The sequence below is a fragment of the Halovenus anhuiensis genome (genome assembly GCF_037080055.1).
In the GTDB taxonomy this organism is placed as follows: domain Archaea; phylum Halobacteriota; class Halobacteria; order Halobacteriales; family Haloarculaceae; genus Halovenus.
Map to the genome: position 1 here is coordinate 16,577 of NZ_JBAOJI010000007.1, position 14,386 is coordinate 30,962.

The window sequence follows — 14,386 nt, forward strand, 5'->3', positions numbered from 1 at the left end:
TTCCTCGTTACATAACGAGCCAGTGTAAACTGATTCACTCGTTCACAGCAATTTCGTTCGAGTAAACCGATGCAATTATATACAACGACTATCTTCTGTCGCGTATGGCAGACAAGCCTAGTCACACGATTAGTCGACAGACTCGCCGGACCGTTCTGGCAGCAATGGGGGGCGCAGCGACAGCCGGACTCGCCGGTTGTTTCGATAGCGAAAACAGCGGCCCGGAAAACACCCCGGGTGCCGACGGCGAGATGATTATGACCACCTCGACGGAAACGACAGCGGCGTACTCCATGAGCCAGGTCATCGCCAACTCGGTCTCCCAGAACTCCGACCTGGAAGTTCAGGCACGTCCGAGCGAGGGGACGAACGCCAACATCGGCCGCCTGGGCCGCGACGAGTCCGACATCTCCTACATCCAGAACTGGACCGCCAGCAAGGTCGCCAACGAGGAGGAACCCTTCGGAAACCTCAACTACACGCCAATGCAGGCGTTCCACCTGTACGACCTGGCCTGGTTCCTCTGCACCGCCAACGACGACTGGACGAGTGTCGCCGACATCGGGTCGGGCGACCGAATCTCGCCGACCCCGCGCGGTTCGGGGACCGCCGAGATGCTCGAGTACGCGCTGAGTTTCATCACCGATGACTACGAGCGCGTCAGCATCGACTACGGTAGCCAGGGCGGCGCCATGAGCGAGGGCCGCCTCGACGCCGGGGCCGGCACGTTCATCAACGGCAGCGTCGAGCCCGGGTGGCTCCAGCAGATGAAGGGGACGGTCGGCCTGCGCCTGCTCCAGTGGCCCGAGGACACTGTCGCCGAACTCGAGGAGGACCCGGCCATCATCATGAACTCCGTCGACACGAGCGGATTCGACAACTACGAGTACGCCCCGGACACGCTGAACACGCCGGGCCTCTCGTACAACTTCGTCGTCCGTGGTGACTTCAGCGGCGAGACGCTCAAGTCGTTCCTCAACACCCTCTGGGAGCAGCGCGAGGGCCTCGGCGAGTCTAACGCCCTCCTGGGGCCGATGGCTGATGGGGAGTTCTGGATGGAGAACGGCTACACGACGCTGCCGTTCCACCCGGCCGCCGCCGAGTTCTACCAGGAGAAGGGCGTCTGGAACGACGACTACGAGATCGGCGGCCAGTAAGCCGATTTCCTGCCGCAGGCACCGTTCAATAACCGAATCACCCACAATTCCATCACACCATGAACGAAACTTCGACCGATACGGAAGTACCACACCCGCGGCAGGCGTTCGCCGAGTTCCGGAGTCGGCCTACCATCGAGCAGGTCCTTTTCGGCATCATCACGGTCATGGGAATCGCCCTGACCGCCGCAACGTTGTACTTCGCGTACGCACGGCCCATCGTCCGGACCAAATTCGCCGTCGCCTTCTTCGGCGTCGGTACCGCACTGTACTACCTGTCGCAGGCCCTCACACTCATCGAGAACCCGACCGACGAAAGCGCACGCTCCGCGCTGACTCGCTGGATGAGCGACCGCGTGTTCGCGCTGGTCAGACGAGTCGACGCCGTCGTCTGTCTCCTCTCGGCCGCCGCGGGCCTCGGTGTGGGGTACTACGTGTACACCGAGTTCTTCTTCCTCTCGCGGCGGGCCATCGTCTTCGGCTTCCGTGCGATGGACCTCTACGTCGGGCTCATCGTGCTGGCGCTGACCATCGACGCGACCCGCCGGGCGTACGGCTGGTCCATCTCGCTGGTCGCGTTGGCGTCGGTCCTGTACGCGCTCTTCGGCGAGGCGATGCCCGGCTTCCTCTCACATCCCGGCTTCTCGCTCGAGGACGTGGTGACCTTCGGGGCGATGCGTATCTCCGGGGCGTTCAGTTTCATCATGGAGGTCGGGGCCACCTGGGTCGCCATCTTCATCATGTTCGCGGGGCTGGCCCGGGCCTACGGCGCGCTCGATTTCATCCTGGGCCTCGGTCAGAAGATCGGCCAGAACCTCAAAAGCGGTGTCGTCCACGTCGCCGTCATCTCCAGCATGGCGATGGGGTCGATCACGGGGAGTGCCGCCGCGAACACCGCCACCACTGGCTCGTTCACCATCCCGATGATGAAACGCCAGGGGGTCCGTGGTGACTACGCGGCTGCCATCGAGAGCGTCGCCTCCTCCGGGGGCCAGATCATGCCGCCGGTCATGGGCGTGGCCGCGTTCCTGATGGCCGACATCATCGGCGTCTCCTACGTCGAGATCATCCGGGCCGCCCTCATCCCGGCGATGCTGTTCTACTTCAGCGCCGGCGTCGCCGTGCAGTTCGCGGTGCTGCGCTACGGCTGGACAACCGACAAGGTCAACGAAGGAAGCCTGCTCGGGAAGCTGTTCAGCGTCCAGACGCTGGTGACGGTTGTCTACTTCGGCCTGCTGCTCGGGTCGTTCTACGCCGCCCGCACCGTGGCGTCGCTGGGTCTGGTCTGGTCGGCGGTCGCGGCCGGTGCGACGCTGTTCCTCGCCCGGCTGGTCCAGGCAGTCCTGCTGAGTCCAGCCGACGAAACCCCGATGGGTGATTTCATCGGATCGCTGCAGCGGTTCTTCGAGGGCGGCCACTTCGGCATCCCGATGGCCGTCCTGCTGTACACGCTGGTCATCATGCAGCTCTCGCCGATGTCGGCCGGCCTCTACACCGTCATGACGCTCGTCGGGACGATGATCGTCCGCGATCAGCTGATCCGCGGCCCAACGGCCAAACCCGACACCAAGCGGAGCATGGGCGAACGGGCGTCGAGTTACCTGATGGAAGGGGTAGTGACGCTCGGCCGAACCGTCTACACGACGCTCAAGGGCTTCCGCCAGGGCGCACTCGACATGGCGCCGCTGGTGGGCGTACTGGCCGCCATGGGCGTCATCATCTCGATGTTAACCCAGACGGGCCTGACCTCCGAGATTAGCGTCCGGATGGTGTCGCTGGGCGGCGGCGTCCTCGTCGTCGTCCTACTGCTGGCGATGATTACGAGCATCCTCTTCGGCCTGGGGATGCCGACGCCGGCGGCGTACATCCTGGTGGCGACGCTGCTGACCGCGCCGCTCCAGGACCTCGGTGTCACCGAAATCACCGCGCACCTGTTCGTGTTCTACTTCGCGATGCTGTCGGCCATCACGCCCCCCGTCGCGGTGGCGGTGGCCGTCGGGTCGCGTATCGCGGACAGTAACTTCATGGGCTCGGCCAAGCAGGCCCTGCGCATCGGGGCGGCCGGGTTCCTCATCCCGTTCGCGCTGGTCGCCAACGATAGCCTGGTGAACTGGTCGCTGACGGCCACGCCCGTCGCGACGTTCTCCGTCTTCGTGGGCGTTATCGCGCTCACGGCGGCCACTATCGGGTTCGACGGCCGGACCGTGCTGGGACTGCCCCACCGGTTCGCGTACCTCGTGCTCTCCTTTACCGCGATGTACGCGCCGGCGATGTCCTACGCTGTCGGGGACAGCATGGCGATAATGCTTCAGGTGGCTGCGGCCGTGCTCGCGCTCGCGGGCCTGGGCCTGACTCAGATTGACCGGCTCCCCGCCGCGATCGCACCCGCCGCGCAGACCAAGGAGTAACGGCCGCCTTTCCCGGCCGCATCCGGGGAATCGACGGATGGCGGACACGTAATGGGTTAACTATTTTCAGGGTGGCCGTCCGAGGGAGTGTAACCACATGACAGACGGGTACACTGGAGCGGACCTCTTCGCCGACGCGCTGGAACAGTATAACGTCGAACACGTATTCGGCAATCCGGGGACGAGTCCTCGAAATGCGAGCGACCGTCTCGCCCAGCTCGAATTCGATGGGGCTGATGACCTCTCCACACCGATGCGTCTGCTGTTCCTGTCGGTCGGATCGGTCGCGATGTTCGGCTCGCTCGGTCCGCAACCGATCGGCAACCTGTTGCAGGTCGTGGCGGCGGTTGCCATCGCTGGACTGCTCCTCCGAGCACGGTACGTCGTCGGCTACGATGTCGAGCGTGCGGAGAACGCGCCCGCAGGGAACTGAGTTTCCGCTGGAAACTCCAAGACGCAATTCTTTTGCCGGTTTGTAACGATCACACGACCGTATGACGAATCTGGTAACAGACGTGGGCGAAACTGTCGAGTCCAATCCGGACTCGCCAGCTATCGTCTACAACGGCGAGGAACTCACCTACGACCAGTTCTGGACACGCGCAGGCCAGTTTGCCAAAGCGCTCCACGACAGCGGGATTGAGGAGGGCGACCGGGTGGGGATCTACCTCCCGAACCTCCCGCAGTTCGTGACTGCTTTCTACGGCACGCTCCGGGCCGGCGGCGTCGTCGTCCCGATGAATCCGCAGTACAAGGCCCGCGAGATCAGCCACCTGCTCGACGACAGCGGGGCCGAAGCCGTCGTCTCGCTGGCTGACAACGTCCCGGAAGTGCTCGACGTACTCGACGATACGGACGTTCACGAGGTCATCAGTGTCGGGGCCGATGTCGAGGGCGCGACGGAGTTCGACGACTTCCTCGCCGAGGACACGGTCGATATTGTCGAGCGAGCGGACGACGATATCGCCGTCCAGCCGTACACCTCCGGCACCACGGGCACGCCGAAAGGCGTTCTCCTGACCCATCACAATCTCGGCTGGACCACCCGGGCGAACTCCGGCGTGGTTCCCGGCGAGATCCAGCCCGACGACAAACTGCTCGGTGTCCTCCCACTGTTCCACATCTACGGCATGAGCGTCGTGATGAACGGCTCGATGTACGCCGGCGGAACCTACTACCCCATCCCCGAGTGGGATGCCCCGATGGTGATGGATCTCATCGAGAACGAGAAACTCACGATCATGTTCGGTGTTCCGGCCATGTTTAACGACATGATCAACCAGCCTGACGCCGACGAGTATTCCTTCGATTCGCTGCGGTTCGTCAACTCCGGCGGCTCCAGCCTCCCGATCGAGGTGCTCGAACGGTTCGAGGCTCTCTACGGCGAGCAACTCAACGAGGGGTACGGCCTCACCGAAACGTCGCCGGTCACCCACGCCAACACGCCCGATTCCCGCCGGAAGGGCTCGATCGGGCAGCCACTCGACGGCGTCAAAGCGAAAGTTGTCGGCCCGAACTTCGAGACGATGCCCCGCGTCGAGGAGGGTCCCATCGACGAGGAGGAAGCCGACCTCGACGAGATCACGGGCGAACTCGTCGTCTCCGGCCCGAACGTGATGAAAGGCTACGCTGGTCTCCCGGAGGCCAACGAGCAAGCCTTCACCGAGGAGGACGGCACGACGTGGTTCCACACCGGCGACGTCTGCTACTGGGACGAGGATGACTTCTTCTTCGTCGTCGACCGGGAGAAACACATGATCGTCACTGGGGGCTACAACGTCTATCCGCGAGAAGTCGAAGAACTCCTCTTCGAGCACCCGGAGATCGCCGACGCCGCCGTCGTGGGCATCCCGGACGACCGGCGTGGTGAGATCCCCGTCGCCTACGTCGTCCCGACACCCGATGCCGAGGCGACGCCGGAAGACATCAAAGAATACTGTCTAGAGAACCTCGCAGAGTACAAACACCCCCGCCAGGTCGAGTTCGTCGAAGAACTGCCGCGGACGACGACCGGCAAGGTCCAGAAGTTCAAGATTCGCGAAGAAGACGAGTAGTCCGTCTGCGTCGTTTTTTAGCGTAGTTCGTCGACGGTTTCCGTGAGATCTTCGGCGACTTCTTTCTGATTCTCGACGGCATCGACGACCTCTTCGGTCGATTCGGCAACCTCGTCGGCCCGATCTTGTACTTGTTCGACCGTCGCCGTGACTTCCTCGACACGGGCGGCCTGATCGTCGTTCGCATCGGCGACTTCGGAGATACCTGTCACCGCATCGTCGACCTCGCGGGCGATGGCCTGCAGTGAGTCGAGTACGTCGTCGATCTGCTCTGCGGCGGAATCGACGTGTTCGTAGGAGTTCTCCGCGCCTTCGATGGTTCGCTCGGAGTGGGCCTCGATTTCCTCAACGCGGGCGGCGATGTCGTCTGCGTGTTGCTGGGTCTCGGTCGCCAGTGTCTTTACCTCGTCAGCGACGACAGCGAATCCGTCGCCGCTCTTGTCGGCGCGGGCGGCCTCGATGTTGGCGTTCAGCGCGAGCATGTTGGTCTGTTCGGCGATGTCACCGATGATCTCGACGACCTCGCTGATTTCGTTCATCTTCTCGCCGAGTTCCTCGACTGTCTCGACGAGTTCGCCGGTTGTCTCCCGAACCTCTTTGGTGGCCTCACGGGCGTCTTCGCCTGCTTCGACGCCTTGCTCGGTCGTTTCTCTGACGCGCTGGGCGGCCTCGGTGACCTCGCTTGCGTTGGCCGCAACTTCCTCCATCGTCGCCGAGATGTTCTCGATTTCCCGTCCGATCTCGTCGAGTGAACTGTTCTGTTCGTCGACTTTCCCGTCGATCCGGCCCGCGGCCTCGGTCAGACTGTCGATGGAAGCCTCCAGTTCGCCGGTCTCCTCGGTCACCCGCCGAATCAGTCCCTCGAAGGAATCGGCCATCTCGTTGACATCGTCGGTGAGTCCCGTCAGCCCGGAATCGATGTGGTCGTTGGTGTCCTCGTACTCGACGCGCGCGCTCAGGTCGCCCCCGCCGATGGCATCGAGCGTCGAACTCACCTCCTCGATCAACTCGACCATCTCTCGCTCGCGCGCGACTTCCTCGGATCGATCCTCGATCAACTCGAAGACAGCCTTCAGATCGCCATCGTCGTCGAATATCGGGACCGCGACGAACTCGATGTGCGTCTCGACTCCGTCTTGATTTTTCGAGACACTGGTGTCGCGGTAGACCGGGAAGTCGACCAGCGAGTTCTCCTCGTCGGTTCGCTCGACATCCCAGTGGTCCTGGGCGGCGCGGGGGTTCTCGGCAACCTTGTCGGCGAGCGTGTTCGCCCGGGATTTATCGGAATAGGTTGCCACGGCAATCGTCTCTCGACAGTCCTTTCCCAGGAACTCCGAGTGGCTGTCGTCCAGTCCCATCAACCGTCCGGTGTAGGCGATAACGCTGTGATCCGCTCCGATCAGGATGCAGGACGACGGGAAGGCTTTGACGACTTCCTCGACGGAGACAACAGTCTCGTCGTCGAACGCGGAGAGTCCCCGCTGGAGATTCTCCATGGTCGACTCGATATCTGCCTTGGCCTGCTCGCGTGCTTGTGCGACGGACGTACCCGATTCGATCTCGTCGAAGGCGCGGTCGAGCGCCGCCTCCACTGCGAGTTCGTAACTCCCCGCGTAGGTCGACGGGTCGACGCCTTCGGCCGCTTGCTCCCGAGCGGTTGCCGTTAGCTCTTCTGGTGTGGCTTCTCCCCGGACGACTCGTGCTAACTGGCTGCGGTGCTCGGCCATCAGGTCGTCGTCGAGCCCACCGCCGTATCGGGCGTCGAGATCGCCGCGAGAGATCCGTTCGACGACCGCTCCGCCGTCCGGCTCCGGCGATGTACCGGACCTCTGGCCCGAGGATCCTGACTCGGAGTCATCTCTGCCAAGAAGTCGCTGGACTGGATTGAACATTGTAATATCTGAGTAAATCTCCTCAACCAATATTAATTCCATGCCTTCGCTATCAGTAATGAGATTGCCAGCGACTCCTCACTCGACGCTGAACTCGATGGCTGCGCCCTGTCCGTAGCCGACACACATCGTCGAAAGTCCGAGGCCGCCGCCCTGTCGCTGTAGCTCGTGGATCAGCGTGACGGGCAGACGCGCGCCACTCGCTCCGAGTGGGTGGCCGATGGCGATTGCGCCGCCGTTAACGTTGTACCTGTCGTCGCCGAAGCCGAGTTCGTCTTGGCAGTACAGCGTCTGACTCGCGAAGGCCTCGTTGAGTTCAACCAGATCGTAATCGTCGGCGGTGCGACCGTTCTCTTCCCACAACCCTCGAACTGCCGGGACCGGGCCGATGCCCATGATCGTCGGATCGACGCCAGCGACGTTGTGTCCCTCGATAGCCGCCATGATCTCCAGTCCTTGCTCCTCTGCGAACTCCCGGGAGGTGATCATGAGACTGGCCGCCCCGTCGGAAATCTGTGAGGCGTTTGCGGCGGTCACCGATCCGTCTTCCTCGAAGGCAGGTGGGAGCTTACTGATTCCCTCGGCGGTTGTCCCAGGCCGAAGACCTTCATCCTCCTCGACGAGGCCGTCGTCGGTCTCGATCGGCACGATTTCCTCGTCGAATTTTCCGTCCTCGGTCGCTGCACAGGCCCGTTGCTGGCTTCGGGCGCCGTATTCGTCTTGGCGCTCCCGCGGGATGTCGAACTTCTGAGCGACCTTCTCTGCGGTCTGGCCCATCGCCAGTCCCTCTACGTCGTACTGCTCGGCAATTCCTTCGTAGGAGCCGATTCCTTTCCGTCGCTCGTTGCGTGACATGTTTTCGACGCCGCCGGCGACGATCACGTCTCGGGTTCCCGCCCGGATCTGGTCGGCGGCGGTCATGATCGCCTCGGCCGAGGAGGCACAGAGGCGGTCGATTGTGGTTCCCGGCACGGATTCGTCGAGCGCGAGCAACGCGATTACGCGGGCGATGTTGTTACTCTGTTCGTTGACCTGCTTCGCACAGCCCCAGCGAACGTCGTCGACCGTCGTTGGGTCAATTCCTGTCTGCTCGATCAGTTTTTCGACCAGCGGGACAGACAACTTCTCGCTTCCGGTCTCGGCGAAGACGCCGCCCTGCTTTCCCTGTGGTGTCCTGACTGCGCCAACGACGACTGGCTGTCGCTCACTCATGCCCGGTGCTACAGTTGCCCGGAGGTTAACCGTCCCGGTTTTTCTCTCGATATCCCGAACTTGTAATTTCGACCAGGCTCACCAATACCCCCACAGAACGAAATTAATATAATATTCTGTAGTATAAAAGTTTACTGTTAATTGAGTCCAATACTCCAGAGTCGATGCACGATTACGATATATGTGAATAGATGCTTATACGACGACTAAATACCGATATTTGATATAAATATTGAAAAATGATCCAAATTCTGTACATAATGTGAGGTAATACTGTGTATGTGAGTGCTGGCTCCGACAGCAGTGTACGTACAATATGATCCCTACAATAATCTATAACTTCCAATAAAAATGGCCATTATTATTCCTATTTTCCAACTCTATATGGATAAATTCTCTATTCCCTTTAATAAAAAATCGGGCGTACAGACAGTACGAATTCGCGGGATCGGCGGCTCATATAGTTACAATAATATTGGTATGATTCGGCTGTAATAAAAAATCTGTTAATTTCTGGCGCCCACGGGGGTGGCACACGCTCGGACCGCCGTTTTCAACCGTTCATTCAGCCCGATTGTGCGCCGTTGTATACCAGTTCGAGGCTGGGTCCCTGCAGATTTATTGTTCGGTTCCTCCAACGACTGGGTAGTAATGGCCCCGGACGAAGATGCGAACTCGGAGCGGAGTGTCCAGAGCAAAGTCGCCAGGCTCATCGAGACGTACGGACTCGGGCAGCAATACGGCGACCAGTTAGAGGAACGCTGGACCGCGGAAGGCGACCGACGCGAGAGTCTCCGGGCACTCGCAGATCGATTCAACAAGCGCTTGCTCGAAACTGCGATGACTGATGCAGGGCTGGCGACAGTCGACGGCGATGTGGACAATATGTACCGCCTGTTGACAGAGGACGAGGTGAGTTCGGGTAATCGGACGGAAGCACGGCGGCGACTCGAAACAACCGGCGTCGATGTCGAGCAACTCGAAACCGATTTTGTCACGTACCAAGCGATCCGGTCCTACCTCAAGGAGTATCGCGGCGCAGAATACGACGACGACACTGGGACGACACGAACCGAACGCGTCGTCCAGACGATTCAGCGGCTGAAATCCCGAGCACACTCTGTGACGGCGGATAGCCTCGACCAACTTCGGGGGACTGATCGACTCACACTGGGTGAGTTCCGGTTGTTCGTCGATATTAGTGTTCTCTGCGAGGAGTGTGATACTCAGTACGAGGTTGTCGAACTGCTCAAGCGCGGCGGCTGTGACTGCCACACTGAGTGATTTCCGGTCGTTGGCTGACCGCCGCTTTTCAGATCTCCGTGATTCGAGTATACTCCCCTGAGAGTGCCTGAGCGTCCTCTGGAAGGAGCGCAACCACGAGATACTGGCTGTACTGTGCGAAATACGCGACGAGGTCGGCGAGACGGTTCGAGTCGATGGCCTCGAGCGAATCGAGCAACATGAACGGAACCGTTTCGTGGACATCGTGGACGAGATACCCGGCCAGAGCGAAGGTGAGCCCAGTGACTTCACGCTCGCTTTCGGAGAGATGTGCGATGGTATCCTCGTAGGTTGCTCCGGATTCGGTCGTCCGGACGACGTGCAACTCGAAAACTGTCCGTTCGTCCGATTGCTGTCCGCTAGTGTCCGTCTCCTGTACGCGCTCGATCCAGATTCGCGCGAGATTGTCGTACGATAGCATCTCTAAAATCTCGTCCATTCGAGCGTTGAACTCCTCGATTGCCTGGCGCTCGATCCGGTCGATACGAGTTCGCTGAGCTTCGAGTTCCTCTGTGATCTGCTCGCGCCGCTCTGTGAGTTCGTCTTCGGCATCTAACCGTCGTTCGATTCTCGTAATCCGCTCAGAAATGTCCTCGTGATCCGATTCGAGTTTTCCCAACTCGAACTCCAGTTGATTCGCCTCTCTGTGTAGATCCAGCACGTCGGAGAAATCCTCGGATTCGAGTGCATCGACTTCGGCTTCGACCGCTGCGACCTCGTCGTTGAGTTGATCGCGTTGCTCCCGGAGGCTTTCGAGACGGGACTCTCGTCGGTCAACTTCGGCTTCGATCTCGCCGATCTCGTCTTCGAGTGATTCTCGGCGACGCTGTTGGCTCTCCCGCTCACCTTTCTCGGCACGTAACTCGTCGATATCACTTTCGATCTCACGAATCTCACTCGTCTGTTCCTGCCGAACGTCTCGAATGGTCTCGACGGTCTCCTCGATGCGCTTGCGGCTGACCTCACTCCCACAGGTCCAACAGATGGTCGATTCGTCGTCGACTAGTTGCTCTGTGAGGTCTCCTGTCGAGGTGTCGTCTGATCCAAGTGCATCACTGACTGCTGTCTCTTCACCGTCGAGCATCCGCCTGTTGAACTGGATGATATCTTGGAGGTCGCTGACCTCGGATTCGAGCCGCTGTTTGCGTTCGCGGCGTCGAGTGAGCCGTTGGTCGATTTCCTCTCGTTCACCCATCGGTGCCTCAGGTAACTCCTCGCGTTCGGTTCTGAGTTCCGCGAGATCACGTCTGAGCGATTCGATACTCTCCTGCTGAATATCGATATCCGACCGCACGGTTTCGAGTTCGCCACGAAGCTCTCGAAGCTCCTGCAATTTTGATTCGAGTTCCTCTTTCTCTTCACGGCTCTCGTCAACGTCCGCTTCCATCGATTCGAGATCTGTCTCCAGTGCGGTGAGTTCTTCCCGATGTGCTTCGATTTCGCCTTCGAGTTCGTGCTTGCGTTGCTTGAGTCCAGGGAGCTTTTCTTTGAGTGTGGCCAGTTCGTCGAGTTGCTCGTCGATTTTGTTTCGCTCGGCTTCGAGCGCCTCAATTTCCGCCTGAACCTCTTCCGTGTCGACCGGCTCCATGATCAGTTCGCGCAGATCGCGCTGCTGGACGACAGCCTGCCGTGCTTCGTTCGATTCCAACAAGAATGCAAATAGTTCGGCGAGTGTCGGTTCGCCGAGATATGGTTCTCCCTCGAAGCTGACCGATCCGTTCACTCGGCGAAGCTGTCGGTGGTAATTCTCCCCATTGATCGTTAACTCGACACGACCCTCGTCGGTATCCCCTTTGAGCGTCACGTCTCTGCTTCCCAGCACGGCCATGATCGACTGGAGAAACGAGGTCCGGTTTGTCGCGTTGCGGCCGGTCAACACCGTCACACCCGGCGGGATCTCGATGTGTGTCTCTGTAATCCCTCCAATATTCTCTGCATGAATCGTTACAGGGGATGCGGACGAATCGACACTCGACATATCCGCAAAATCACGACAACCGAATAAATAAGTAGCTATCGGGTCGCCTCCGGAACGTGCCACGGATCTCTCCAGACGCTGGTGGTTCTGGACTGGCCGAACTGCTGCGTCACGGCTAACGGCATAATATAACAGATGTACGTTTGTTATTTGAGTTCCTCGAACAGGCTGGTGGCGTCCGTGATCGTGTTATCCATCTGTGCTGGCAGTCCACGCTCGTCGATGGGGACACTGTAATGTCCCGACTTTCGGTCGATGGCGACGCGCTCTGTGCTGATATCGAGCCGACAGTCGAGTTTGGCGCTGTCGAGACAGCCAGACGGTCGCGGCCGTCGCAGCACAGACCGAGGCGACCGCTGAGGAGGCGGAGACGATTGTCGAAGGCGACTACGAGAGCCAGATCGTCCAGCAGATGCCGATGGAGGTGAATACGACAATCGCCTGGATCGATGACCGCGAACGGCTAGTCTTGCGGACGACGACGCAGGTGCCTCACATCTGCCGGGACAAGATCGCTTGCGCCTTCGATCTCAACCGAACTGATGTGTAGGTGATCAAACCCTGCGTCGGGGGCGGTTTCGGCGTCAGACAGGACACCGTTCCAAACCAGTTCATCAGCGCGGCGCTCGCGCTGGAAATCGGCCAGAAAGTTCGGCTGAAAAACAGCCGAAAAGAGGATCTACACGGCTCCCAGTGTGCTCAGTATCGAGCATGTGCGAGGGAATTGGTACCGCCGAGATAATCGCCTCAAGGATTGTTATATCACTCCCTCTGCGGAGTGATGGCATCGTACTATCACCTTTCGATCGCTTTCGGACGGCTCAGCCCTCATTCCGTATTACACACGTCTATGACTCGCGTAAGAATTTTTGATTATATCAAACTTTATATCCTCCATTAATAATGCTTTATAATTCCCTGCAAGGTTGTATAAATAGCCTTTAGTTTTGTATCTATGGTAATTTTCGACACGTAATTCGATCTTAGTAATAAGAAATTGCTGCGACAGCGTCGTTCGGAGTGAGCGGACGGTCACTCTCTGTTCGATTTGGGGGGTATTTGGAGAATCCGAGCAGTCCCTTACCGAGCGGTTCAGGGCACCTCACCGTCGACGTTTTCGACGTAGCTGTTCATCTCCTGGAAGAGGAACTCGTCGCTTTCGCTCTCGAATTTCGTGCCAGCCCAGATGTCCAGCGATCCATCGACAATCTCCTCTCTGGTTGCGGCCACCTCGTCTTTGACCTCCTGTGGGACCTCTGGTCCCCAGTCGTCGATGTCACAGATCCCAGAGTCAATTCCTTCCCAGTAGGCGTCAGACTCCCAGTTTCCGTCGTTGACTGCCTCGACGGTCGGTCCGTAGAACTCCTCCCAGTTCCAGATCGGTGACGTGAGATAGTTCTCTCCGGCCTGTTCTTGCATCGGCGCATCGTAGCCTGTCGCCCAGATACCGGAGTCGGCGGCCTCCGTGAGCGCCGCCGGCGAATCCTGGTGTTGGGCCATCACGTCGACGTTCTCGTCGAGCAGCGCACCGGCGGCCTCGCTCTCGCTCGGCGGATCGAACCAGCTCTGAGTCCAGCGAACTTTTGTCGTCACGGAGTCGTTGACCGACGCTGCACCCTCCGTGTACGCGTTGATTCCCCGGACAACCTCCGGGATCGGGAACGCAGCGACGTATCCGAGTGTGTCCGTCTCCGTGAGCATTCCCGCGGCCTGGCCGGCGAGATACCGCGCCTCGTAGATCCGGCCCATATATCGTCCCATGTTCTCTCGGGTCGTATAGCCCGTGTTGTGCTCGAAGTAGACATCCGGATACTCTTGAGCGACGGTTTTCATCGGATCCTGATAGCCGAACGTACACCCGAAAATGATGTCGACGCCGCTGTCGGCATACTGCCGGAAGACCTGTTCCGAATCTTCTGGTGCCACGGCCTCGGTATGCTGTGTCTCCAGCCAGTCGTACTCTTCTGCAACCGCCTTCCGCCCCTCGTTGTGGGCCCACGACCAGCCGAGGTCGCCGACTTCCGAGTTGTACACCCATGCTGCGGTCACCTCGGCGTCACTGGACCCGAGATCATCGGAACACCCGGCTACACCGAGTGCAGTTGTCGCGCCAATTCCTGCGAGTACGTTTCGTCGTGAAATATGCTCTGTCATTGTTTGTGTCGTGTTGATCGTCAATTCTTCACGGACTGCGTTCGTTCTACCCCATACTTTTGCTAATTGGTTATAAATCTGCCCATCGATGGAGGTATTGCGTGAAAATTCAGACAAAATATAATATAATATAATCTTCGCAAAGAGGTTCACATCTCGACAGGGGTTAGCGGTATACGATTTGATTTATAACAAATCTTCAGTTATTCACAACAACCTCCACTCACGAACAGCCACTGTCGTTCGG

10 protein-coding genes and 1 pseudogene are annotated in these 14,386 nt (G+C 59.4%); 6 read left to right on the top strand and 5 right to left on the bottom strand.

Translation table 11 applies throughout. The features are described 5' to 3' along the window. The first annotated feature begins 104 nt into the window (after window positions 1-104). The 4 genes from V8P86_RS15130 to V8P86_RS15145 all read left to right on the top strand — a co-directional run bounded on the left by V8P86_RS15130 (window position 105) and on the right by V8P86_RS15145 (window position 5,619). A complete protein-coding gene (locus tag V8P86_RS15130) occupies window positions 105-1,157 on the top strand; it encodes a TAXI family TRAP transporter solute-binding subunit (RefSeq protein ID WP_336328122.1) in 1,053 nt (350 codons plus the stop codon). Window positions 1,158-1,216: 59 nt separating this feature from the next. Then, window positions 1,217-3,565 (top strand): TRAP transporter permease, encoded by a 2,349-nt coding sequence (locus tag V8P86_RS15135; protein ID WP_336328123.1) that lies wholly within the window; start codon window positions 1,217-1,219, stop codon window positions 3,563-3,565. A 97-nt stretch (window positions 3,566-3,662) separates the two neighbouring features. After that, on the top strand, window positions 3,663-3,998 hold the full coding sequence (locus V8P86_RS15140; protein WP_336328124.1) for a hypothetical protein: 336 nt from the start codon (window positions 3,663-3,665) through the stop codon (window positions 3,996-3,998). Window positions 3,999-4,059: 61 nt separating this feature from the next. Continuing rightward, a complete protein-coding gene (locus V8P86_RS15145) occupies window positions 4,060-5,619 on the top strand; it encodes a long-chain-fatty-acid--CoA ligase (protein WP_336328125.1) in 1,560 nt (519 codons plus the stop codon). A gap of 17 nt (window positions 5,620-5,636) precedes the next feature. On the opposite strand, the gene V8P86_RS15150 is transcribed toward V8P86_RS15145, so the two are convergent. Continuing rightward, window positions 5,637-7,511, bottom strand: a complete 1,875-nt coding sequence (locus tag V8P86_RS15150; protein ID WP_336328126.1) for a methyl-accepting chemotaxis protein — start codon at window positions 7,509-7,511, stop codon at window positions 5,637-5,639. A 78-nt stretch (window positions 7,512-7,589) separates the two neighbouring features. Continuing rightward, window positions 7,590-8,723, bottom strand: coding sequence for a thiolase family protein (locus V8P86_RS15155; RefSeq protein ID WP_336328127.1), 1,134 nt, complete (start codon window positions 8,721-8,723; stop codon window positions 7,590-7,592). Between the two features lie 651 nt (window positions 8,724-9,374). Here V8P86_RS15155 and rdfA point away from each other — a divergent pair. Beyond that, window positions 9,375-10,007, top strand: coding sequence for a rod-determining factor RdfA (gene rdfA / locus V8P86_RS15160; RefSeq protein ID WP_336328128.1), 633 nt, complete (start codon window positions 9,375-9,377; stop codon window positions 10,005-10,007). A 28-nt stretch (window positions 10,008-10,035) separates the two neighbouring features. On the opposite strand, the gene V8P86_RS15165 is transcribed toward rdfA, so the two are convergent. Both V8P86_RS15165 and V8P86_RS15170 read right to left on the bottom strand, forming a co-directional pair. After that, on the bottom strand, window positions 10,036-11,985 hold the full coding sequence (locus V8P86_RS15165; RefSeq protein ID WP_336328129.1) for an archaea-specific SMC-related protein: 1,950 nt from the start codon (window positions 11,983-11,985) through the stop codon (window positions 10,036-10,038). A gap of 146 nt (window positions 11,986-12,131) precedes the next feature. Continuing rightward, entirely contained in the window at window positions 12,132-12,326 is a 195-nt protein-coding gene (locus V8P86_RS15170; protein ID WP_336328130.1) for a hypothetical protein, read from the bottom strand. Between the two features lie 59 nt (window positions 12,327-12,385). Here V8P86_RS15170 and V8P86_RS15175 point away from each other — a divergent pair. Next, a pseudogene (locus V8P86_RS15175) lies at window positions 12,386-12,727 on the top strand (molybdopterin cofactor-binding domain-containing protein). A gap of 350 nt (window positions 12,728-13,077) precedes the next feature. On the opposite strand, the gene V8P86_RS15180 reads toward V8P86_RS15175, so the two are convergent. Further along, window positions 13,078-14,139 carry a BMP family ABC transporter substrate-binding protein gene (locus tag V8P86_RS15180; RefSeq protein WP_336328131.1) on the bottom strand — a complete coding sequence of 354 codons (1,062 nt, stop codon included), beginning with the start codon at window positions 14,137-14,139 and terminating at the stop codon, window positions 13,078-13,080. Between the last annotated feature and the right edge of the window lie 247 nt (window positions 14,140-14,386).

Excerpts from the sequence above, each read along its gene's own strand:
- V8P86_RS15130 (WP_336328122.1), top strand. The coding sequence starts at position 105 with ATGGCAGACAAGCCTAGTCACACGATTAGTCGACAGACTCGCCGGACC.
- V8P86_RS15135 (WP_336328123.1), top strand. The coding sequence starts at position 1,217 with ATGAACGAAACTTCGACCGATACGGAAGTACCACACCCGCGGCAGGCG.
- V8P86_RS15140 (WP_336328124.1), top strand. The coding sequence starts at position 3,663 with ATGACAGACGGGTACACTGGAGCGGACCTCTTCGCCGACGCGCTGGAA.
- V8P86_RS15145 (WP_336328125.1), top strand. The coding sequence starts at position 4,060 with ATGACGAATCTGGTAACAGACGTGGGCGAAACTGTCGAGTCCAATCCG.
- V8P86_RS15150 (WP_336328126.1), bottom strand. The coding sequence starts at position 7,511 with ATGTTCAATCCAGTCCAGCGACTTCTTGGCAGAGATGACTCCGAGTCA.
- V8P86_RS15155 (WP_336328127.1), bottom strand. The coding sequence starts at position 8,723 with ATGAGTGAGCGACAGCCAGTCGTCGTTGGCGCAGTCAGGACACCACAG.
- rdfA (WP_336328128.1), top strand. The coding sequence starts at position 9,375 with ATGGCCCCGGACGAAGATGCGAACTCGGAGCGGAGTGTCCAGAGCAAA.
- V8P86_RS15165 (WP_336328129.1), bottom strand. The coding sequence starts at position 11,985 with ATGTCGAGTGTCGATTCGTCCGCATCCCCTGTAACGATTCATGCAGAG.
- V8P86_RS15180 (WP_336328131.1), bottom strand. The coding sequence starts at position 14,139 with ATGACAGAGCATATTTCACGACGAAACGTACTCGCAGGAATTGGCGCG.